General features: G+C 71.4%; 21 protein-coding genes and 3 tRNA genes. 12 read left to right on the forward strand and 12 right to left on the reverse strand.

Going from position 1 to position 21334, the window contains the following annotated elements:
- Positions 1-125: 125 nt before the first annotated feature.
- The 3 genes from ACFQQL_RS02290 (at position 126) to ACFQQL_RS02300 (ending at position 492) form a co-directional block, all read left to right on the forward strand.
- Positions 126-199 (forward strand) — tRNA-Ile (locus ACFQQL_RS02290).
- A 40-nt stretch (positions 200-239) separates the two neighbouring features.
- Positions 240-374: a DLW-39 family protein gene (locus ACFQQL_RS02295; RefSeq protein ID WP_382390840.1), complete on the forward strand. Its 135-nt coding sequence runs from the start codon at positions 240-242 to the stop codon at positions 372-374.
- Between the two features lie 42 nt (positions 375-416).
- Positions 417-492: transfer RNA gene (locus ACFQQL_RS02300), tRNA-Ala, on the forward strand.
- Between the two features lie 16 nt (positions 493-508).
- Here the strand turns inward: ACFQQL_RS02300 and ACFQQL_RS02305 are convergent.
- Entirely contained in the window at positions 509-1171 is a 663-nt protein-coding gene (locus ACFQQL_RS02305; RefSeq protein WP_382390842.1) for a pyridoxine/pyridoxamine 5'-phosphate oxidase, read from the reverse strand.
- Between the two features lie 68 nt (positions 1172-1239).
- Between ACFQQL_RS02305 and ACFQQL_RS02310 the strand changes: the two genes are divergently transcribed.
- Positions 1240-1839: a class I SAM-dependent methyltransferase gene (locus tag ACFQQL_RS02310; protein WP_465254013.1), complete on the forward strand. Its 600-nt coding sequence runs from the start codon at positions 1240-1242 to the stop codon at positions 1837-1839.
- A gap of 64 nt (positions 1840-1903) precedes the next feature.
- Here the strand turns inward: ACFQQL_RS02310 and ACFQQL_RS02315 are convergent, their stop codons facing one another.
- Positions 1904-2785: a hypothetical protein gene (locus tag ACFQQL_RS02315; RefSeq protein ID WP_382390845.1), complete on the reverse strand. Its 882-nt coding sequence runs from the start codon at positions 2783-2785 to the stop codon at positions 1904-1906.
- A gap of 209 nt (positions 2786-2994) precedes the next feature.
- On the opposite strand from ACFQQL_RS02315, the gene ACFQQL_RS02320 reads away from it, so the two are divergent.
- On the forward strand, positions 2995-3516 hold the full coding sequence (locus ACFQQL_RS02320) for a peptidylprolyl isomerase (protein ID WP_382390847.1): 522 nt from the start codon (positions 2995-2997) through the stop codon (positions 3514-3516).
- Between the two features lie 247 nt (positions 3517-3763).
- Positions 3764-4384, forward strand: a complete 621-nt coding sequence (locus ACFQQL_RS02325; protein ID WP_382390849.1) for a rhomboid family intramembrane serine protease — start codon at positions 3764-3766, stop codon at positions 4382-4384.
- A 308-nt stretch (positions 4385-4692) separates the two neighbouring features.
- On the opposite strand, the gene ACFQQL_RS02330 is transcribed toward ACFQQL_RS02325, so the two are convergent.
- Positions 4693-5007: a cell division protein CrgA gene (locus ACFQQL_RS02330; protein ID WP_382390851.1), complete on the reverse strand. Its 315-nt coding sequence runs from the start codon at positions 5005-5007 to the stop codon at positions 4693-4695.
- Between the two features lie 126 nt (positions 5008-5133).
- On the opposite strand from ACFQQL_RS02330, the gene ACFQQL_RS02335 reads away from it, so the two are divergent.
- Both ACFQQL_RS02335 and ACFQQL_RS02340 read left to right on the forward strand, forming a co-directional pair.
- Positions 5134-5883, forward strand: a complete 750-nt coding sequence (locus ACFQQL_RS02335) for a DUF881 domain-containing protein (RefSeq protein WP_382390853.1) — start codon at positions 5134-5136, stop codon at positions 5881-5883.
- Positions 5884-5978: 95 nt separating this feature from the next.
- The gene (locus tag ACFQQL_RS02340) at positions 5979-6599 is read left to right on the forward strand and encodes an anthranilate synthase component II (RefSeq protein ID WP_382390855.1); all 621 of its coding nucleotides are present in this window, start codon (positions 5979-5981) and stop codon (positions 6597-6599) included.
- Positions 6600-6610: 11 nt separating this feature from the next.
- Here ACFQQL_RS02340 and pknB read toward each other — a convergent pair whose 3' ends face one another.
- Genes pknB through ACFQQL_RS02375 form a run of 7 tightly spaced genes read right to left on the reverse strand, consistent with a single transcriptional unit; the run spans position 6611 to position 15157 of the window.
- On the reverse strand, positions 6611-8482 hold the full coding sequence (gene pknB / locus ACFQQL_RS02345; protein WP_382390857.1) for a Stk1 family PASTA domain-containing Ser/Thr kinase: 1872 nt from the start codon (positions 8480-8482) through the stop codon (positions 6611-6613).
- Positions 8475-9755 carry a serine/threonine-protein kinase gene (locus ACFQQL_RS02350; RefSeq protein WP_382390859.1) on the reverse strand — a complete coding sequence of 427 codons (1281 nt, stop codon included), beginning with the start codon at positions 9753-9755 and terminating at the stop codon, positions 8475-8477. The genes pknB and ACFQQL_RS02350 overlap by 8 nt, the downstream gene beginning before the upstream one ends.
- Positions 9752-11206 (reverse strand): peptidoglycan D,D-transpeptidase FtsI family protein, encoded by a 1455-nt coding sequence (locus ACFQQL_RS02355; RefSeq protein ID WP_382390861.1) that lies wholly within the window; start codon positions 11204-11206, stop codon positions 9752-9754. The genes ACFQQL_RS02350 and ACFQQL_RS02355 overlap by 4 nt, the downstream gene beginning before the upstream one ends.
- Entirely contained in the window at positions 11203-12636 is a 1434-nt protein-coding gene (locus ACFQQL_RS02360) for an FtsW/RodA/SpoVE family cell cycle protein (RefSeq protein WP_382390863.1), read from the reverse strand. Before ACFQQL_RS02360 ends, ACFQQL_RS02355 begins: the two co-directional genes overlap by 4 nt.
- Positions 12636-13970, reverse strand: a complete 1335-nt coding sequence (locus ACFQQL_RS02365) for a PP2C family protein-serine/threonine phosphatase (protein ID WP_382390865.1) — start codon at positions 13968-13970, stop codon at positions 12636-12638. Before ACFQQL_RS02365 ends, ACFQQL_RS02360 begins: the two co-directional genes overlap by 1 nt.
- A gap of 7 nt (positions 13971-13977) precedes the next feature.
- The gene (locus ACFQQL_RS02370; RefSeq protein WP_382390867.1) at positions 13978-14445 is read right to left on the reverse strand and encodes an FHA domain-containing protein FhaB/FipA; all 468 of its coding nucleotides are present in this window, start codon (positions 14443-14445) and stop codon (positions 13978-13980) included.
- A gap of 4 nt (positions 14446-14449) precedes the next feature.
- Positions 14450-15157, reverse strand: a complete 708-nt coding sequence (locus tag ACFQQL_RS02375) for an FhaA domain-containing protein (protein ID WP_382390869.1) — start codon at positions 15155-15157, stop codon at positions 14450-14452.
- A gap of 313 nt (positions 15158-15470) precedes the next feature.
- Between ACFQQL_RS02375 and ACFQQL_RS02380 the strand changes: the two genes are divergently transcribed.
- Positions 15471-15557: transfer RNA gene (locus ACFQQL_RS02380), tRNA-Leu, on the forward strand.
- An 83-nt stretch (positions 15558-15640) separates the two neighbouring features.
- Here the strand turns inward: ACFQQL_RS02380 and ACFQQL_RS02385 are convergent.
- Positions 15641-16105 carry a DoxX family protein gene (locus ACFQQL_RS02385; protein ID WP_382390871.1) on the reverse strand — a complete coding sequence of 155 codons (465 nt, stop codon included), beginning with the start codon at positions 16103-16105 and terminating at the stop codon, positions 15641-15643.
- A 265-nt stretch (positions 16106-16370) separates the two neighbouring features.
- Between ACFQQL_RS02385 and ACFQQL_RS02390 the strand changes: the two genes are divergently transcribed.
- The 3 genes from ACFQQL_RS02390 to ACFQQL_RS02400 all read left to right on the forward strand — a co-directional run bounded on the left by ACFQQL_RS02390 (position 16371) and on the right by ACFQQL_RS02400 (position 20690).
- Positions 16371-17948, forward strand: a complete 1578-nt coding sequence (locus ACFQQL_RS02390) for a hypothetical protein (protein ID WP_382390873.1) — start codon at positions 16371-16373, stop codon at positions 17946-17948.
- 586 nt (positions 17949-18534) lie between these two features.
- Positions 18535-19389 carry an alpha/beta fold hydrolase gene (locus ACFQQL_RS02395; protein ID WP_382393760.1) on the forward strand — a complete coding sequence of 285 codons (855 nt, stop codon included), beginning with the start codon at positions 18535-18537 and terminating at the stop codon, positions 19387-19389.
- Between the two features lie 158 nt (positions 19390-19547).
- A complete protein-coding gene (locus tag ACFQQL_RS02400; RefSeq protein ID WP_382390875.1) occupies positions 19548-20690 on the forward strand; it encodes an MFS transporter in 1143 nt (380 codons plus the stop codon).
- A gap of 5 nt (positions 20691-20695) precedes the next feature.
- On the opposite strand, the gene ACFQQL_RS02405 is transcribed toward ACFQQL_RS02400, so the two are convergent.
- Entirely contained in the window at positions 20696-21247 is a 552-nt protein-coding gene (locus ACFQQL_RS02405) for a TetR/AcrR family transcriptional regulator (RefSeq protein ID WP_382390877.1), read from the reverse strand.
- Between the last annotated feature and the right edge of the window lie 87 nt (positions 21248-21334).

Here is a 21334-nt window from a genome sequence, read left to right on the forward strand (position 1 = left end):
CCGGCGGCTCGTGAGACTCGTCACCCGCGGGCCATTCACGTTTGGGACGCCGTCTCCGGGTGGGATAGTCTTGCTCGGCGCCCAGCGCACACACCCGGAGGAACCCGCAGTTCCACCGGCTGTCCGGGCCTATAGCTCAGTCGGTTAGAGCGCTTCCCTGATAAGGAAGAGGTCGCTGGTTCGAGTCCAGCTAGGCCCACCCCGTCACGCTCCTTCGGACCGGGAGACGAGGAGACGCTGTGAAGAAGGCACTGCTGCTGGCAACCGCCGCCGTCGCCGGCTACCTCGCGTGGCTCAAGGTCCGCCAGGACCGCGAGGAGCGCGATCTGTGGGCGGAGGTCACCGACAGCTTCGGCGAGGAGCCGCGGCGCTGATCGCGTAACATCCGTTCCGCCGTGCCGAGTCGCGGCGCATCGGGGGCCATGGCGCAATTGGTAGCGCACCTGCTTTGCAAGCAGGGGGTTACGGGTTCGAGTCCCGTTGGCTCCACCAGCTCAGGGCCCATCACTCAGGGCCAGCGCAGGAACCTGCGCCATCGCACGCGCGCGGCGTCCTCACCGGCCCGCTCGTAGACCACGCGCACCTGACCCGCGCGCGAGGTGTGCCACCACTCGACGGCGTCGGGGACGAGGGCCATCGCCCGCCAGTCTGGGTCCACGTAGTCCGGATCCGCGGTCACCTTCTCCAGTGCCGCGGTGAAGGCCGCCGCGTGGACGTCCCGGTCCGGAAGCTCCTCGCCCTGGTGGCCGGTGACGCAGCTGGCCCGCGAGTACGGGTTTCGCGCCAGGAAGTCCGCTGCCGACGCCTCGTCGCCGAGGTCGATCACCGGGCCGTACGCGCGGAGCTGGTCCCCGACGGCCGGCCACAGGAACACGACCGCCGCTCGTGGGTTGGCGGCCAGCTGGGCGGCCTTGAAGGAGTCACGGCGGGTGGCGAAGGCGAGCCGGTCGCCCGTGGCGTCCTTGAGGATCAGCGCACGTGCGCTGACCAACCCGGCGGGGTCGGCGGTGGCGAGCGTCATCGCGTGCGGTGCCGGGACACCGGCGTCGACGGCGTGCCGGATACTGTCCACGACCAGGGTGATCGGATCCTCGGGCAGCCGGTCCAGGTCGACGTCGGGAAGGTCCTCGCCGGCCACGGGCAGGGCGCGCAACCACTGGGCGATCGTCACGCGCTAACCGTAGCGAGGACACTGGAGCGGTGAACGATCCCACGGTCCACCGACCCGTCTTCGCACGCATGTATCCGCGGCTGAGCCGTGCCCTGGACCGGGCGGGCGGTCACGAGCTGCGGCACCGGCTGCTGGAGGGACTGTCCGGGACGGTCCTCGAGGTGGGCGCCGGCGACGGCGGAAACCTCCCCCACTACCCGCCGGCCGTCACTGCCGTCGTGCGCGCGCTCGAGCCCGAACCGCGGCTGCGCCGCAGCCTGCGCGAGGCGGGCGCCCGAGCCGCGGTGGCGGTCGACGTCGTGGACGGTGTCGCCGAACGCCTGCCCATCGACGACGGGGCGGTGGACGCCGTCGTCTGCTCGCTCGTCCTGTGCTCGGTACGGGACCAGGTCGCGGCGCTGACCGAGGCCCGCCGGGTGGTACGGGCCGGCGGCCAGCTACGCTTCTTCGAGCACGTCCGGGGCACCGACCCGCGGACCGTCCGGTGGCAGGACCTCGCCGACCGCACAGTCTGGCCGCACATCGCCGGCGGTTGCCATACGGGCCGGGACACCGTCGGCGCCATCGAGGCTGCGGGCTTCACGGTGACCCGGATGGAGCGATTCCGGTTCCCGGACCCTGGATTCCCGCGCCTCCCGCACGTGCTCGGCACCGCCGTGCCCAGCTAGTGCCGCACGACAGACCGGCACGACGAAGGGCCCGGCAGGTGCCGGGCCCTTCGTGGTGACGTGGTCAGCTGGAGGTCGTGCTCCCGCCGGTCTCCGGCGTGGCGCCCGGAGCACGCTTGTTGGCCTCGTCCTTGGCCTCGTCGGCCTTCTCGGAGACGGTGGAGGCAGCACTGCTCGTGGCGTCGGCCGCCTTCGCCGTCGCGTCCGCGGCGCCCTCGGCGACCTTCTCCTTGACCTCGCCGGCCTTCGCCTTCGCGGTCTCGGTGACCTTGCCGGCCACCTCGGTGGTCTTCTCCTTCGCCGCGGTGGCGGCGGCGGTGAGCTTCTCCGTGGCGGAGGGCTTCGCGGCGGGAGCGGGCGCCGTCGAGTCGTTCCAGTACTCCTCGGCCCACGGGTCGTCCACCGGCTGGCTGCGGCGCCACAGCAGGTACCCGGCGCCGGCCGCGACCGTGCCGACCACGACCCACCCGAACGCCTTCGCGACGCCGTGCCCCTTCTTGGGCGGCTTGCTCAGCGCGCTCTTGGCAGCGGCACCGGCCTTCTCGGCCTTGGCGCTCAGACCGTCGGTGCCAGCGGCTGCCTTGGCGGCGTCCTGCATCGCCTTCTGGACACGGGGCAGGTAGTCGTCGACGATCCGCTCATACGCGTCGTCGACCGCCGGGCGGACCCGCTCGGTGGCCTCCTCGATCCGCGGCGCGGTGACGGAGACCGTCTTCTTCCATGCCTTGTCGACCCGGGGAGCGGCCCAGTCGTACGCGGCCTCGACGCGTGGAGCGGCCCAGTCGTAGGCCGCCTCGACGCGGGGACCCGCCCATTCCTTGCCCTGCTCGGCGAGCCCGGCCGCCTGCTTCGCGGCGACAGCTGCCTGTTCCTGCGCGATCGCCCCGAGCTCGGCCGCCTGCTTGCGCACCTTCTCCGACTCGATGATCTTGCGCTTGCGCGACATCTGCTCTCCCTGGTCGTCTCGAAGACATTCCGGCAGCCACTGGTGGTGGTGCCGCCAGACGCTACACGCACCCATCTTGCACGGTTTGGCGCCCAGATACATGTGCGACGGCCAACTCGGTGCGTCGACGGACCCTCCCGAGGGCGGGCCCGGAGCAGCACCCGGCACGGGTGACGCACCGTCCCGCGCCTCGTGCGAGGATCGTGGACATGGAAGCCACGCTGCACACGACCGCCGGCGACATCACCGTCGAGCTGTACCCGAACCACGCACCGAAGACGGTGGCGAACTTCACCGAGCTCGCCACCGGGAGCCGGACCTGGACCGACCCGGAGACGGGTGAGCAGACCGACCGTCCGCTCTATGACGGGGTCATCTTCCACCGGGTCATCCCGAACTTCATGATCCAGGGTGGCGACCCGCTCGGGAACGGCACCGGCGGCCCCGGCTACGAGTTCGACGACGAGATCCACCCCGAGCTGAACTTCACCGAGCCGTACGTGCTGGCCATGGCGAACGCCGGCAAGCGCGGTGGTCACGGCACCAACGGCTCGCAGTTCTTCATCACGACCGGCCCGACCACCTGGCTGCAGGGCAAGCACACGATCTTCGGCAAGGTGACGGACGCTGCGTCGCGGGCCGTCGTCGACACGATCGGTACGACGCCGACCGACCGCAACGACCGGCCGCTCGACGAGGTGTCGATCACCTCGGTCACGGTCACCCCGTGACGCAACCGTCCGCTCGACCATGACCTACCAATACGGGCAGGGGCCCGTCCCTCAGGCCCCGACCTGTCCCCGTCATCCCGACCGCATCTCCTACGTGCGGTGCCAGCGGTGCCAACGCCCGGTGTGCCCGGAGTGCCAGCGGCCGGCCGCGGTGGGGGTGCAGTGCGTCGACTGCGTCCAGCAGGCCCAGGCGTGGACCCGACCCACCCGGACGATGCTCGGGGGCCGGCACCGGCCTGGCCGGCCGGTGATCACGATCTCCATCATCGCCGTGTGCGTGCTGGTGTACCTCGCCCAGCGGGTGCCCGGCCTGGCGATCACGCAGAGCTTCGCGTTCATGCCCGCGCTCGGCGAGGTGGAACCGTGGCGGTTCCTCACGGCGGCCTTCCTGCACGGCGGGACGCTGCACCTCGCGCTCAACATGTACGCGCTGTGGATCGTCGGCAGCACGCTCGAGCCGGCTCTCGGCAGGTGGCGCTTCGTGGCCCTCTACGTGCTGTCCGCTCTCGGTGGCTCCACGGCGGTGCTGCTGCTCGCCAGCCCCGACGGGCTGGGATGGGGTCAGCATGTGGTCGGTGCGTCCGGTGCCGTGTTCGGCCTGTTCGCCGCCGTCTTCATCGTGCTGCGCCGGTTCGGTCGGGACGCGACCCAGATCCTCGTGCTGCTCGGGCTGAACTTCGCGATCGGGTTCCTCGTGTCGGGGATCTCCTGGCAGTCGCACCTCGGCGGCGTCGTCGTGGGCGGACTCCTCGCGCTCACGTACGCCTACGCACCCCGCGAGCGGCGCACCGCCCTCGCCGTCGCGGCGACAGTCGTCATGGCCACCTTGCTCGTCGTGCTCGTGGTCACCCGCTACATGGCGGTGTGAGCACAGGCTCGCTGGTCACAGCCATGTAACTTTCCACGGGTGTGTACACACCTGTGGAAAGGACGCGGTGACGTTCCTCCACAGCTGTGGAGAACGATGTGGAGAACTACAGCGTTGTGATTCGGTCCGGTGATCGCTGCCCACACAGCGTTGCCGCAGGTCAGCGCCTCACGCTAGGCAAGCTCGGGCCGCGTGGCGACGTCACCGCCACCCTGGTGAGAGCGCCTGCCCGGCGCTGTGCACGGTGTGGAGAGCGCACGGGAGGGTGAGCGGGTCTCGAGCGAGCGACGGGAGCGGCCTGCGTGGGCTCAGCGCCACCGCAACGTCATGAAGAACCCGCACAGCATGACCCCGAAGCCGATCGCGAGGTTCCAGTTGCCGAGGCCGGGGACAGGCAGCTCGCCCTTCATCAGGTAGGTCATCACCACGCAGACGAGGCCGATGATCATGAGGGTGACCATGGTCGGTGCCCACCAGCGGGGACTCGTGCCGGGTGCGGACGTCGCGGTGCGGTTGCGCCGGGAGGACTTCTTGGACGTCCTCTCCCGCGCTGCCTTCGTCGCCGACGGGCGCGCCTTCGGAGCGTCGTCCGGGTCCTTCTTGCGCTTCTTGGACTCGGGCATCCAGCCTCTCCTCGTAGGTGTCGTCTGCCGGCGCGCACGTTGACCTGGTCGGCGGCGGGCAGGTGACCTAGCGTAGTCTCGCACGCCCGGTGCCCAGGCCGCGGGCACGAGTACCGGAGGAGACACGTGAGCCCGACGACGTCCCGATCGGCGGGGACACGCACCGGCCGACGACGTGTCTCGCTCGGGACCGGGGTGGTCGGCCTGCTCGCCGGGCTGCTGTTCGCGACGAACGCATCGCTGTTCGCCGGTGAGGGGGCGCGCCAGCCGCAGGACCTCGAGGACCTTGCTCGCGCCGAGACGGAACGACTCGTCGAGCTGGAGGCGGAGAACGCAGCACTACGGGAGCAGGTCTCCGACTACGCGGACGCGGGCGGCGGCACCGTCCACGGCCCCACGGGCGACGTCTCCGCGGCGGCTGTCGGCCTGGAGGCGGTGCGTGGTCCCGGTCTCGAGGTACAGCTGTGGGACGCGCCCCCGCTGCCCGAGGACGCTCCCGAGCAGTTCGCGGCCGACGCCCTCGTGGTCCACCAGCAGGACCTCGAGGCGGTGATGAACGCGCTGTGGGCCGGCGGGGCCGAGGCGATGACGGTCCAGGGCCACCGGGTGGTCTCCACCACCGGGGTGCGGTGCGTCGGCAACGTGCTTCACATCGCCGGGCGGACCTACTCACCGCCGTACGAGATCCGCGCCGTCGGTGCCGTGGACCCCCTGTTGAGGAGCCTCGACGCGGCACCAGGAGTCCAGGTCTATCTCCAGTACGTCGAGGCCGCCGGCCTGGGATGGTCGGTGACCGAGCACTCGGACCTGCAGCTGCCGGCCTACTCCGGCCCGCTGGCGCTGCAGCACGCGAAGGTGCTGCGGACCACCGGCTGAGGCACACCCGCCCGCCGCGAGGATGGGAGAATGGCCGGACCGTCCGCCCCCGGAGGGGCCAGGGGACGGAGGACTCAGCTAAACGGGAGCACCTGATGACCCGGATCCTCGTGGTCGACAACTACGACAGCTTCGTCTACACGATCGTCGGATACCTCGAGCAGCTCGGCGCGACGACCACGGTCGTGCGCAACGACGCGATCCCGACGGGGCTCGACGACGTGGAGGGAGTACTGATCTCGCCCGGTCCGGGCACCCCGGCAGGCGCTGGCGGCTCGATGACGCTGATCGAGGCGTGCGCCGAGCACGGGGTCCCGATGCTCGGCGTCTGCCTCGGTCACCAAGCGCTCGGCGAGGTGTTCGGCGGCGTCGTTACCCACGCCCCGGAGCTCATGCACGGCAAGACCTCCGAGGTGGTCCACCACGGCGACGGGGTCTTCGCCGGGCTGGCGTCCCCGTTCACCGCGACGCGGTACCACTCGCTCGCCGTCGTACGGGACACCGTTCCCGACGAGCTCGAGATCACGGCCGAGACGGCTGCCGGCACCGTGATGGGCCTGCAGCACCGGACGCTGCCGCTGCACGGCGTGCAGTTCCACCCGGAGGCCGTGCTCACCCAGGGCGGTCATCGCTTGCTGGCCAACTGGCTAGCGGTGACCGGTGACGAGGCCGCCGTCGAGCGGGCCGAAGGCCTCGCGCCGCTCGTGCGCCGCTGACCGACCGCCGGTCAACCCTGGCCGTTCCCGTTCCCGTTGCCGTTCTCGTTCCCGGTCCCGTTACCGCCGTTGCCGCCGCCGTTCCCCGTGCCCGGCTCGTCGGTCGGGGTCTCGGTGTCGTCGGTGGGGGTCTCGGTCTCGGTCGGGGTCTCGGTGGGCTCCTCGGTCTCCGGCGGCGCCACGGCGATCGTCAGCGTGACCGTCTCGCCGCGCGTCACGATGCCGGCGGGGTGCGACTGGTCGACGACGGTGCCCGGTTCGGCGTCCGTCGTCTCGAGCTCCTCGGTCCCGTAGTTCAGGTCCAGGCTCTCCAGCTCGGCGATCGCGTCCTCCTCGGTGTACCCGGTGAGGTCAGGCAGCTGCACGTAGGCGCCGACGATGACGAGGTCGATCTCGCTCTCCGGCGCGACCGAGGCGCCGGCCTCCGGCGAGGACTCCATGACGGTGCCCGGCTCGAGGTCGGGTGCCTCCCCGAGCTCGACGTTGCCGACGCTCAGGCCGGCACTCTCGATCTCGGTGCGCGCATCCTCCTGGCTCAGCCCGACGACGTCCGGGACTGCGACGTCCTCCGGGCCCGAGGAGAAGACGAGCTGGACGGTGCTGCCCTCGCGTGCCGACTCACCGACCGCCGGGTTGGAGGACAGGAAGAGCCCCTCCTCGACCTCGTCGGACGGCTGCGGATCCTGGATCGCGGCCTGCAGACCGACAGCCTCCAGCTCCTGGCGCGCGTCGACCTGGTCCATCCCCTCCATGTTCGGGACCTGGACCGTCGCCGGCGGCGGAGGCTCCTCCTCCTGGTTCAGCAGGAACCAGGCCAGACCGGCTGCGGCAGCGACACCGAGCAGGGCGAGCAGCCAGATCCACCAGCGGGACTTCTTCTCCTCCTCCGACTGCTTCTCCGACTCCGTCGGGACGCCCGAGGGCGGTGTCGCCGTCATGGTCCGGGTGGCCGGCGACGCGGTGGCAGTGCCGGGTGCCGCGGCCGCAGCCGCCCACACCGCCGTGGCCGGGGCCTCCACACGGCCGCCGCGGACGGCGGCCAGCAGGTCGCTGCGCATGTGGGCGGCATCGGCGTACCGGTCGTTACGGTCCTTCGCGAGGGACTTCATGACCACCCGGTCCAGCACCTCGGGGATGTCCGGGGTGACGGACGAGGGTGTCTTCGGCGTCTCTCGCACGTGCTGGTAGGCGACCGCGACCGCCGAGTCGCCGGTGAACGGCGGCTGACCGGTCAGCAGCTCGTACAGCAGGCAGCCGGTCGAGTACAGGTCGGAGCGGGCGTCGACCACCTCCCCGCGGGCCTGCTCGGGAGAGAGGTACTGGGCGGTGCCGACCACGGCGTGTGTCTGGGTCATCGTGGCGGCGGAGTCGGCCATCGCCCTGGCGATGCCGAAGTCCATGACCTTCACCTGGCCGGTCGGGCTGAGCATGATGTTCCCGGGCTTGATGTCCCGGTGCACGATGCCCTCGCGGTGGGAGTACTCCAGCGCCGAGAGCACCCCGACGACGATCTCGACCGCCTCGTCGATCGGCACCGGGTCACCGCCCGCCAGCAGGTTGCGCACCGTGTGGCCCTCGACGTACTCCATGACGATGTAGGGCACCGCGACGGTGTTGCCGTGCGGATCGGCGACGTCCTCCTCCCCGGTGTCGTAGACGGCCACGATGGACGGGTGGTTCAGCGCCGCCGAGGACTGTGCCTCACGGCGGAACCGTGCTTGGAAGGTCGCGTCGCGCGCCAGGTCGGAGCGCAGCACCTTCACCGCGACGGTGCGGGAGAGGCGGGTGTCGTAGCCGATATGCACCTCGGCCATGCCGCCGCGCCCGATGAGCTCACCGACCTCGTAGCGCCCCCCGAGCACGCGGGGAATCTCGTCAGCCACTACTTGTCCTTACGGTGATGTGAACAGAACGCTCCGACGTCGGTTGCGCGGCGTCCGTGCGGTCGGCGCCGCCCAGGTTACCGATCCCGACGGCGATGAGGGCCAGGAGCACCAGCAGCACGGTGACCACCGTCACCATGGCGGCCAGCCAGACCCGGTCCTCGGAGATCTCGCGCCAGGTCGGCAGTCGCCGGCCGGTCCCGTCCCGGCCGGTCGCGACCCGAGCGGGCGTGGTGGACCTTGCGCGCCGAGCCGGCGTAGGCCTCGACCTGCGCGATCGCGTCGTCGTGGACGGCGGTACGGACCCGAGGGCGTGCCGGGCGGATCCTCGGCGGGCGTGTTCCGGCGGCAGCGACAGGTGGTGGACCACGTCGTGCGCCGCGCGGGGCGGGGTGACCTCTCGAGGTGTCGCCCCGGCCGTCATGAGTGCCGCCTCGAGCTCCGCGGCACACTCGCGTGCCGAGGCCGGCCGGTCCGAGGGGTCCTTGGCGAGCATGCGCCGCACGACGCCGACGACGGCGGGAGGCACCGACGCCGGCAACGGGGGAACGGGGGTGTTGATGTGCGCGAAGGCGACATCGACCTGCGTGGATCCGGTGAACGGCCGCTCCCCGACGAGGCACTCGTGGGCGAGCACCCCCAGCGCGTAGATGTCACCCGCGGCGGTGGCCGGCTTGCCGGTGGCCTGCTCCGGCGGCAGGTACTGGGCGGTACCCATCACCATGCCCGTCGAGGTCATCGGCGGCTGGTTCGCGGCCAGCGAGATCCCGAAGTCGGTGAGCTTGACCGACCCGTCCGGGGTGATCATGACGTTCGCGGGCTTGACATCGCGGTGGACGACGCCGGCGGTGTGCGCCGCGTGCAGCCCGTGGCAGGCCTGCACCAGGATCGGCACCAGCTCGGCGGCCGACAGCCGGCCCTGGCGGGCGAGTCGCGCGGCAAGCGTCTCTCCGGAGACCAGCTCCATGACGAGGTAGCCCGAGCCGTCGCCCTCCCCGTGGTCGAAGAGCATCGCGAGGTTCGGGTGCTGCAGGCCGGCCGTGTTGCGGGCCTCGGTCCGCAGCCGGGCAAGGAACTGGTCGTCCCCGACCAGCTCCGGGCGGAGCACCTTGACCGCGACCGTCCGGCCGAGTCGTCGGTCCAGCGCGCGCCAGACCTCACCCATGCCGCCGACGGCGATCCGGTCCGTCAGCTCGTACCGCGCCCCCAGGACCAGGCCGGCCCGAGGTCGCGGCGCCAGTGGCGCGGCGCTGGCCGTGCTGTGCACACTCATCCTGACCCCCCTGACAGGACCGCTTCCATGACATCACGGGCGATCGGTCCCGCCGTCGAGCCGCCGTCGCCACCATTCTCGACCAGGACGGCGACGGCGACCTCAGGATCGTCCGCGTCCGCGAAGCCGATGAACCACGAGTGCGGCTCGACACCCTCGGCGTTCTCGGCGGTACCCGTCTTGCCGGCCACGTCGACACCCGGGATCTGGGCCGGTGTGCCGGTCCCCGACTCGACCACCTCGAGCATCATCTCGGTGAGCGCGTCCGCGGTGCCGGGCGAGACCGACTCCCGCAGCGTGCGCGGCTGCGTGGTGGAGACCTCCTCGAGGTCCGGGGTGAGCTGCCGGTCCACCAGGTAGGGCTGCATCTGGACGCCGTCGTTCGCCACCGCCGCGGCGACCATCGCCATCTGCATCGGCGTCACCCGGACGCTCGCCTCGCCGATGCCGCTCATCGCGAGCTCCGGCGCCGTGAGCTCCTCCGGGAACCTCGAGGGCGTGACCGGCTGCGGGACGTCGAGCGGCTCACCGAAGCCGAAGGCCTCCGCCTGCTCGCGCAAGGGCTCCGCCCCCATGTCCATCGCGAGCTGGCCGAAGGTCGTGTTGCACGACTGCCGGAACGCCTGGACGAGCGTGACCTCGCCGGACCCGTCGCCGCACGGGAGCCGGCTGGGGTTGTACACGACATGGTCGGTCTGGGGCAGGTCGAGCGTGGTCGGGCCGGGCACGGTGCTGCCCGGGTCGAGGCCCTCCGCCTCCATCGCCGCAGCAGCCGTGATCACCTTGAACGACGACCCCGGGGCGTACTGGTCACCTGCGATCGCGCGGTTGACCATCGGGTAGCCCGCGTCGTCGGCGTTGTAGGCCTCGAACGCCGCGTCGGCCTCCTCCCGGACGTGGCTGGCGAGCCCGTTCGGGTCGAAGCTCGGCGTCGAGACGAGCGCGCGGATCGCCCCGGTGCCCGGATCGAGCGCGACGACGGCGCCCTCGCGGCCGCCGAGCGCCTCGGTGGCCACGCGCTGGGCGTCGGGGTCGATGGTGAGCTCCACCGCGCCGCCCTGTGGCTGCTGGCCGGTGACCAGCGTCTGGATGCGTTGCAGCAGGAGCGAGTCGGAGGTGCCGTTGAGGACGTCGTTCTCGGCGAGCTCGATGCCCGTGATGCGGTTGTGCGCCGTCGAGAAGTAGCCGGTGACGTGCGCGTACAGCTCGCCCTCGGGGTAGACCCGCTGGTACCCGTAGTTGTCGTCGACGGGCGTGGAGGACGCGACGGCCTCGCCCTGGACGATGATCGGGCCGCGGTCCCGCCCGTACTCGCGGTAGATCGTGCGGACGTTGCGACTGTGCGCGTTCAGCGTCCCGGCCTGGAAGTACTGGATCGAGGTCGCCGCGATCATGAGCGCGAGAAACATCACGACGACGACGGTGGCGAGGCGTCGGATGGGCGGGTTCACAGCCGGACCACCTCCGTCTCGTTGTCGTTGCCCGACGGCCGAGGAGGCGCCGGGACGTCGTCACCACCGCCGCCCTCGCCACCGTCCGTGACCGGAGGCGCGGGCCGGCGCGCGGAGTCGGAGATCCGCAGGAGCAACGCGACGATGATCCAGTTCGCGACCAGCGAGGAGCCACCGAGCGCGAGGAACGGTGCCGTGAGGCCGGTGACGGGGATGACGCGGGTGATGCCCCCGACCACGACGAACACCTGGAACGCGAAGACGAACGCCATGCCGGAGGCGAAGAGCTTGCCGAACCCGTCCCGCACCCCGATCGCGGCCCGCATGCCCCGCTCGGCCAGGATCAGGTAGAGGATCAGGACGGCGAGCAGCCCGACGAGGCCGAGCTCCTCGCCGATGACGGCGATGATGAAGTCGGAGTTCGCGTACGGCACGGTCGTCGGGTAGCCCTGTCCCCACCCGGTGCCGGTCAGACCCCCCGAGGCGAGGCCGAACAGGCCGCTCACCAGCTGGCCCGAACCACCCGGGTCGCGGTCCAGGACGGCCGGGTCGAACGGGGTCAGCCAGGCGTCGAGGCGGGCCTGGACGTGCCCGAAGAACTGCGAGGCGAGCACGGCCCCACCGGCGAACAGCGACAGACCGATCAGCACCCAGCTCAGCCGCTCCGTGGCGACGTACAGCATGGCGACGAAGAGGCCGAAGAACAGCAGTGACGTCCCGAGGTCCCGCTCGCCGACCAGGATGACGATCGAGGCCGCCCACGCGAGCAGGATCGGCCCCAGGTCCCGGATCCGGGGCAGCTGGAGCCCGAGCACCTTGGGGCCGGCGAGCGCCAGGGTGTCCCGCTCGTTGACGAGGTAGCCCGCGAAGAAGACACCCAGGACGATCTTCGCGAGCTCACCCGGCTGGAAGGACATCGGCCCGATGAAGACCCAGATGCGCGCGCCGTTGATGGTCGCGCCGAGGAAGGGCACGAGCGGCAGCGCGATGAGTGCGAGGCCGGCCAGCATCGCCGTGTAGGTGTAGCGCCGCAGGATCCGGTGGTCCTTGAGCAGCCACAGGGTGGCCATGGCGGCGGCCACGCCGACAACGGTCCACATCAGCTGCCGGTCGGCGTCGCCGGCCTCACCGGCCTCGCCGGCGGCCAGGTCGATCCGGTAGATCATGGTCAGCCCGATGCCGTTGAGAGCCACGGCGATCGGCAGGATCACGGGGTCGGCGTAGGTGGCCTTCCAGCGGACCAGCACGTGAGCGACGACGGCGAGCGCGGCGAGGCCGCCGGCGCGCGTCGCGAGGTTGGCGGGGAGCTCGCCGGTGAGGACGAGCGACACCTGGACGTAGGCGCCGATCGCGATGGCCAGCGCGATGACGAGGAGGCCCAGCTCCGCCGCCCGGCCGGTGCGCGGACGTTCCTGGCTGACGACGGCCATCAGCTCGGCTCCGTCGTCTCGCTGGTCCGGCGACTGGTCGGCCCGGTGGTGGGCTCCTCCGGCGTCCGGTCGCCGTCCGGGTCCTCGGTGCCGGGCTCCGTCGTGCTCGGGGTCGGCGTCGGTTCAGGTTCTGGCTCGACGACGGACTGTCGGAGGGTGTCCACGACATCCTCCGCCGCGGCGAGCGAGGGCCGGGTGATCGCGCTCTGCAGCCGATCCTGAGCCACCGGGGTGAGGTCGTCGATCCGCAGGTCGGTCCGTTCGTGGAGACTGGCGAGGCGGATGGGCCCGAGCTCCTGCGGAATGCCGCGGTAGATGGCGACGTATCCGCCGTTCGGCGCGACGAAGAACTGCGTCTGCGTCCATGACCAGCCGCCGTAGGTGATGCCCGCCAACGCGCCGAGGACGAGGATCGTCGCGACCAGGCGCCCGATCCACCGGCGGGCGCGCGAGGGCTCGTGCGGGACGTCGTCCTCCTCGGCAGCGGTGGCGGGCGAGGCGGTGAGCGCCGCCGCGCGTGCCGCGGCGCTGTCCCCGCCGCGGGTGGCGCGTGCCCGGTCCGTGGCGGCCGCGCCGACGACCTGCGGCGTCGTGTCGCCGGCGGGTGTGTCCTCGTCCACGACGTCGGCCACCACGCAGGTGACGTTGTCCGGTGCACCGGCCCGCAGCGAGAGCTCGATGAGCGCCTCGGCGCACGCCGCGGGGTCCTCGACGGTGGTGAGCGTCTCCTCGATCGTCTCGTGCGAGACGAAGCCGAACAGCCCGTCCGACGTGAGCAGCCAGCGGTCGCCGGGCACGGCCTCGCGCAGAGACTCGTCGAGCTCGACGTCGCCCTCGTTGTCCCCCAGCGCACGCAGGATGACGTTGCGCTGCGGGTGGCGCTCCGCCTGCTCGAGCGTGAGCCGGCCGGTGGAGACGAGGTACTGCACGAACGTGTGGTCCTCGGTGACCTGGGTCAGCGCACCGTCACGCAGCAGGTAGGCACGCGAGTCCCCGATGTGCACCATGGCGAGCTTGTTGCCCGACCGCAGGATGGCGATGCAGGTGGTGCCGAGGCCGGCCAGCTCGGGGTCCGCCTCGGAGCGGGCCATGAGCTCGGAATGGGCGTCGGCCACCGCGTGGCGCAGGAGGTCCAGCAGGTCGTCGGCGCCGTGCGCGTCGTCGAGCTCCGCGAGATGGGCGACCGCCACCGACGACGCGATGTCGCCGCCCGCTGGTCCGCCCATGCCGTCGGCGAGGACGAGCAGGTGCGGCCCGGCGTAGCCCGAGTCCTGGTTGATCGAACGGACCAGGCCGACGTCGGATCGCGCGGCGAAGCGCAACTGGACGGTCATGGGCCGGTCACCGCCGCAGCTCCATGAGCGTCTGCCCGACGCGCACCGGCACGCCGGGAGACACCTGGACCGGCGCGGAGATGCGCTCGCCACCCACGACGGTGCCGTTGGTGGAGCCGAGGTCCTCGACCCACCAGCCCTCGTCCTGCGGGAAGAACCGCGCGTGGCGGTTCGAGGAGTAGTCGTCGTCCAGCACGAGCGTGCAGCTGGGGGAGCGTCCGACGAGCACCGCCGAGGGGCCGAGCGGGATCGTGGTGCCCGCGAGGGGGCCCTGCGTGACCACCAGCCTGGTCGGGCTGCCGCGGGAGGGGCGGCTGGGCTGCTGCGGGGCCCGGTTACGGCCACGTCCCCGGCCGCGGGCGGTGACCCGAGTGCCGAAGAGGTCCTTGCGCAGCACGTTGAGCGCGGCCAGCACGAAGAGCCACAGCAGCGCCAGGAACCCGATCCGCAGCAGGGTGACGACGAGCTCGCTCAACGGCTCACTCGCTTCCCGCCTCGTCGTCGCCGGTCCAGAACATGATCCGGGTCCGTCCGACGGTGATGGTGTTGCCGTCGACGAGGGTGGCCGCGTCGATACGGTGTCCCTCGACGAAGGTGCCGTTGGTCGAACCGAGATCCGTGGCGATGACGCCGGCGGGAGTCACCTTGATCTCGAGATGCTTGCGGGAGACGCCGGTGTCGTCCACGACGACGTCGGCCTCGCTGCCGCGGCCGACGACGGTGACCGGCCCGGTGAGGAGGTAGCGCTCGCCGTCGATGTCGATGATCGGGTGCCGGGCGGAGGGGCTCGCTGCCGTGGCCGGCGCGACGGCGCCGCGACGGGTGGCGGAGCGCACGGTGAACTGGCCCGTGGAGAGTGATTCGTCCTCCACGAACCTCACCTCGACCGGTCCCACGAACGAGTAGCGCTGGGACGAGGCGTGGTCGGTGGCGGCCCCGACCATCTCGTCCGCCAGCGTGTCTGCGCCGAAGTCGTTCACGTGCTGGAGGTCAGTAGGCGAGAGCTCGACGATGTACTCGTTCGGTGCGACGGTCCGCCCGCGAGAAACCGCGGCCGCGCGGTCGTCCATCTCGCGGCGGATGTCCGAGGCGATCTCGACGGGCTTGACCTCGCTCCGGAAGGCCTTGGCGAACGCCGCGCTGACGAGGCGCTCAACCCGCTTCTCGAAGCGGTCGAGAACACCCATCTGCATGCACTCCTTCCCGGGCCGAGAGCCCGGATCGTGTCCGGCACCGCCGGCTCGTCTGGCGTGGCCGCCGGCCCGTCAGGTCTTCCGGGCCGCACCCGGAACCGTCCCGACGTACCACGCCCGGCACGACGATCGTAACGAGACGAGCCGTGTCCAGCCGGTTAGGCGCCCTGGCCAGCGCGGCGGGAACTGCCGCATGGCCCCAGATGAGCGGCGCGGAGGTGTCCGGGATCACGCGACCAGGGGCCGAGCCGGCATCGAGCGGGCGTCCGGACGCGTGCTACCGTTTTCCCTGCTGTTTCGGCAGCTTGCGCGAGTGGCGGAATAGGCAGACGCGCACGGTTCAGGTCCGTGTGTCCGAGAGGACGTGGGGGTTCAACTCCCCCCTCGCGCACCACACAGGAACCGGCTCCGACCAGGCAGAACACAGCCTGGAGGGGCCGGTTTCCTCGTTATGGGGCGAGCCATGGGCCACGAGGATCACCTGGGGCTCTGTTCAGCGGTCTGTGCCGTGTGGTCCCGTCGCCCGCCGAAGACGGCGTGGTCGAGCGACAGCCGCCCGGCTCCGAGCACGCCGAGCAGCAGCGCGCCGCAGCCGAGCGCGGCGACCAGCTCCCAGCCGCCCTCGGTCACCAGCGGTTCGAGGCGGCGGTGCGCGACGAGGAACGCGCCCGTCATCATCACCACCACCAGAGCCGCGGCGACCGGCGTCAGCAGACCGAGCAGCAGCAGTGCCCCGCCACCGAGCTCGGCGACGATCGCGAACGCGGCCGCGGCCTGCGGGAGCGGCACGCCCATCTGCTCGAAGCCGGCCGCGGTTCCGCCGTACCCGTTCTCGAAGGCCTTCTGCCAGCCGTGCCGGACCAGGATCGCCCCGAGCAGCAGCCGTGCGATCAGCAGTGCGGTGTCGCGCGCTGGCGCGGGAACCCGGTTCCCGAGAGTCATGCAGTCTCCTTGGTGGTCGCGTGCTCACCGGCCACGCCCACCGTACGACGATCCGTATCACCGCCGACGTCGAGCTCGATCCTCGGCCGCACCGGTGGCTGATCCATCCGGTGAGGAGCCGAATGGCGTCGCGACCGACTGACGGGCAGTCCCTGGTCTCCGCGCTGCTCGCGTGGACACTGTCCGGATCAGGAAGTCGTCGAGCACGGGAGCAGTCATGGGTCACGGCGGTGGGCGAGGGGGAGCGGGGACCAGGCGCGTGGTCGTGCTCGGGAGCACTGGCGGCAACCTCCGCAGCCATGGCGGTGACGACCCGGAGCGCATGATCGACGACGTCCGCCGCCAGCTGGACGCCGCCGGCTTCGAGCTCAGCGGGGTCCAGCTCGTCTCCGCGGAGACGTCGATGGACGACATCGCCGACACCGCCTCCGCCCAGCTCTGGACCCTGGTCGACGGTCGGCCGGCAGTCACCTCCCGTGGCCCGCTGTCGCAGGTGAACGCCGACGCACGTGCTGCCGACCGGCGTCTCGCGGCGCGGGTTCGTGACGGTGAGATCGACGGGCTCATCCTCATGAGCGCGGACCCCACCGACACCAACGCCGAGACCGTCGCGGCCGCCATCGAGCGGAACCTCCCGGCCGCAGGTACCGGCGGGACCTCGATCGCGCAGGCGCAGCAGCTGGGCCTCGACCTCGTCGCCTCGTCCGGCACCACCGGGACGACGTCGACCACGCGCGCAGTGTCGTACGTGTCCGGACTGGCCAACCACTGGAAGGTGAAGTACCGGCCGGTCCTGGGTGGCTCCTCGGGCGAGGACGGCCACGACGGCGGCACACGGGAGGCGGCGTGGCGGCGGATCAGCATCCGAGGGATCATGGTCGGCTCCATCCCTGCCTTCATCGCGCTCGCGCTCCTGCTCGCGGTCAGCAAGATCCCCGGCCTGGGCGCGGTGAGCGACGTCTTTGACGCCCTTCTCGCGGGACTGCCGATCGTCGTCGCTGCCGTGGCCGCCCGGAAGATCTCGGGCCTCGGCGACGTCGGGCTGGTCGCCGGCGCCGTCGCGGGCGTCCTGGCGAAGGACGGCGGCCTCCTCGGCGGCCTCGTGGCCGGCATGATCGCCGGCCTGCTGGCGTCGTTCCTGATCCGGTGGACCCTGGGGCACCGGTTCCCCGCTACGACCGCGAACATCGTGACCGGTGCGCTCGCCGGCCTGGTCCCGGGACTGCTCGTGTACTACGTGCTGGCGCCGTTCACCAGCTGGCTCGGCGAGGCGGTCAAGAACGGGATCGAGACGGCCCGCGACCTCAGCCCGGTCGCTGCGGGCGCGCTGGCCGGCGCGGTGATCTGGTTCGCCATCATCGGTGGCGTCTACCACTCGGTGATCCTGCCCCTGGTGATGCTGGAGATGGGACAGAAGGGCCACAGCTTCTTCGGCGCGATCGACATGGTGGGCCTGGTGATGGTCAGCCTCGGCATCACCCTCGCCAATGTCGTCCGGCCCCGCACGAGCGGCGAGCGGTCACTCGCGGCGTCCGGGGGCGCCGTGAACTTCTTCTTCGGGACGTTCGTGGAGGCGTCGTACCCCTTCATGTTCGGTGACCGGCGGGTCTTCGCCACCGCGGTCGGTGCCGCCACGGTCGGAGGGGCCGTCGTCGGCGCCTTCGGCGTGGAGGCGACCGCCTACCTGCCCGCCTTCGTCGCGCCGTTCGTCTCGACCACGGCGCCGGGAATGGTCCTTTCGATGGTGACGGCGGCGGGCCTGGCCTTCGTCGCGACCGTCCTCATCAACATGCGCGCGCTGCGAACGAGCGAGAGCGTGCCCACCGCTGATCGGGTCGCCTGAGGACGGCCACGGGCCAGGGAGGGGCCACCGCAGGCGCCGAGGGCCCCGCCCGTCAACCGCGAGTGGGCCCGTGGCGCTCGCGCCTAGCTAGTGAGGTGCCGATGAGCCCGTGCCTCTTGGCAGCAAAGAGCAGCACCGGCCATTTGGCGCCAAGCTTGACCGGCAACCTCTCATTGAGGACCTGCTCCGACGCGGTGTGCAATTCCTCAAGCAAGACCGCAGACGGGTAGCGGCCGAGCGCGTAATCCGTAAGGACGTCCTCGCCTACCCGAAGCCTCGCCACAAGCGAGGCCGACGCCTGTCCTGGCGCCACCTCGTAAACGGGGTAGTAGAGCCTGGTGCTGGCCCACCGAAACGAAACGGCCTCTGTCCGGGAGACGTCCCCGGGTCAGAGGCCGATTTGTCGTTCGTGCGACGCTCTTGTGGCGCAGGCGGCTGTCCATCGTCTCCACCGTGCGGTGCTGGTGGCGTGGCCCGGCGCTCCGATGGTCTCAGCCATCGACGTCGTCAGCGATGGCAGGATATCGACGTCCATTGGCTTTCAGCCATACTGCCAGCGCCGTCCCGGCGAGGAATCGTGGGCCCCATGCTCGATGCACCTCGCTTGACGGTATGGCGCTCGACCGTGGAGGTCGACGGCCATCCGGCCAGCTACCTGACCGCGGGACGATCCGGAGCGCCGCCCGTGCTGATGCTGCACGGCACGTACTGGAGCCGGGTCTGGCTCCCCGTCCTCGATCACCTCGCGGGTGCGGGGCTGCGCCCCATCGCGGTCGACCTACCCGGGTCGGGACGCTCAGGTGGCGAGCTGGTGGCGGATGCGGCCACCGTTCCCGCCCTCGCCGACTGGGCGACGCGATTCGTCAGCGCGCTCGGCCTGTCCGGGCCCATCGCCCTGGCGGGTCACGACATCGGCGGTGCCATCGCTCAGCACCTCTTGGCCCACGACCGGTTGCACGTCCCCCGATTCGCCCTGGTCAACTCGGTTCTCTACGACTCCTGGCCCGCGCCGCACGTGGCCCAGTTTCGTGACGGCGGCGCCGACGAGGCCGTCCTGATCGGCCGGCGGCAGGCGCTCGAGAGGGTGCTGGCCGGCGTCGCCACCGAGTCGCTGATCGCCGAGTACGCGGAGCCATGGACCGACGAGCGGGTCCGTCGTTCCTGGATGGCCTTGGCTGGTGCTGCCGACAGCCGCTACACGCTCGAACTGGTCCCCGCGTTGCAGAGATCCGTCACTCCGAAGCTGTTGATCTGGGGAGAGGACGATCTCCACGAGAAGGTGGAGTACGCCGAGCGCTTCGCCGCGGAGGTCCCCAACACCGCGCTCCTGCGCATCTCGCATGCGGACCACATACCCACGGAGAACAACCCCGACGAGGTTGGCCGGGCGCTCGCCGCCTTCTTCGCCGGGCCGCCCCGTTCGCCGAGTCCGGACCTATGAGCCAGGCGTGTTGTCGGGTCGGACACGCGGTCCGTGCGTCGCCGCGGTCTCTCCGCGTCAGCTCTCGTGCAGCGCTTGGGCGAACATGACGGCCCCACGGCGCTCGCGCCTCGGAATCGGCTGCACCCCCGGGTGGCGCCACGCCTAGCCTGAGCAGCGTGCGTCGCATCGTCCTGCTGCTCCTCGCCACCGTCCTGGCGATCGGCAACTTCGCGGCGTTGATGTCGGTCGTCCCGCTCTGGGTCGCCAGCGGCGGGGCCAGCAACGCCTGGGTCGGAGCGACGACGGGAGTGATGCTCGGCGGCACCGTGGCGGCGCAGCTGTGCATGGTGTGGATCCTGCGCGTCTGGAGCCTCCAGCGGGTGTTCGCCGTCGGCACCCTGGTGCTGGGAGTCGCGACGCCCGCGTACCTGCTGACCTCCGCCGTCGGCCCGGTCATGGCGATCTCGGCACTCCGCGGCGCCGGGTTCGCACTCGTCGTCGTGGCCGGGGTGGCGCTGGCTGCTGAGCTCGCGCCGCCGGGACGGGTCGGCACCGCGACGGGCATGTACGGTGCCGCCGCCGGCCTGCCGAACGTGGTCGTGCTGCCCGCCGGGGTCTGGCTGTCGCAGACCTGGGGGTTCAGCCCGGTGTTCCTGGGCGCCGCCCTGCTGGCGCTGCTGGGCGTGCCGCTCGCCATGCTGCTTCCGGCGACCGACCATGCCGGACGATCCCGGCCTTCGGTGCGCGGGATGAGCCGGGGCTCCGTCGTCGCACTGGTGACGTTCTTCGTCACCACGGCGAGCCTCGGGACGGTGCTGACCTTCCTGCCGCTCTCCGCCACGGAGGCTGACCGCGCCTCCGCGGCCCTCCTCGTGCTCTCGGTCGCCATGGTGCTGGCGAGGATCGTGGCCGGATCGGTCGCCGACCGGTACGGCCCCGGACGCCTGGTGGTCCCGGCCGCGATGTGCTGCGCCGTCGGCTTCGTCGTCCTCGCGCTGGACCCAGCTCTGGACGGCTGGTTGGTGCTCGCCGGGGCGGCCGTGCTCGGAGCCGGCTTCGGCCTGGCGCAGAACGACTCCTTCCTCGTGGTGCTCCGCAGCCTCGGTGCGCGGCGCAGCGGGTCGGCGAGCACCGTGTGGAACATCGCGTACGACGGCGGCATGGGGCTCGGACCGGTGGTGGTGGGCGCGGGGCTCGCCCTCACCGGCTACGCCGGTGCGTTCGCGGCGCTCACCGCCCTCCTGACGCTCGCGGCGGTCGTGGCGCTCCTCGTCGGTGGGCGCTCGATGGGCACCGACGACATCTCCCCGGCGAGCTAGTCGAGTCAGCCGCTGCCCGTGGCGGTGATCGAGTCGAGCAGGGCGTCGCGGGCCTCGTGCGACCAGGAGACGTCTCGCGCGTGCGCCTCCTGGGTCGCCAGGCTGATGGCAACACCGGTGTTGGTCGCGAGGATGAGCCGCGCCGCGGCGTTGCGGTCCATGGCGAGCAGGCCGGCGTCGGCGCAGCGGGCGAGCAGGCCGAGCAGAAGCCGCTGCATCATTTCCCGCACGGCACCCGGCGCCCGGACGCCCGGCATGAACATGGATCGATACACGTTGGCGTTACCCAGGGCGAACGCGACGTGGTCGTCCCAGTGGTCCCGGATGTCCTGGGCCGGGTCCGGGCTCGTGGCCGGGGCCGGCCGGGAGGCCAGGTAGCTCGCGAACGCGTGCTCGACGATCGCGCTGATCAGGTCGGGCATGTCCGCAAAGTGCCGGTTGACCGTCGCGGGCGAGACCTGAGCCGCCTCGCACAGCGCGCGCACGGACAGCGTCCCGTCCGGGGAGGAGGTCAGCAGCGCGGTGCCCGCTTCGAGGATCCGACTCCTTTCATCCATCGTCATGACGCTAACACCGCAGGTCAGCGCTATGACCAGGCGATCCGGCCGGGGCTGCCGGATCGCGCGTCACGAAGAAAGGTCTGC

The organism is Georgenia alba (genome assembly GCF_042665525.1).
Lineage (GTDB): Bacteria > Actinomycetota > Actinomycetes > Actinomycetales > Actinomycetaceae > Allobogoriella > Allobogoriella alba.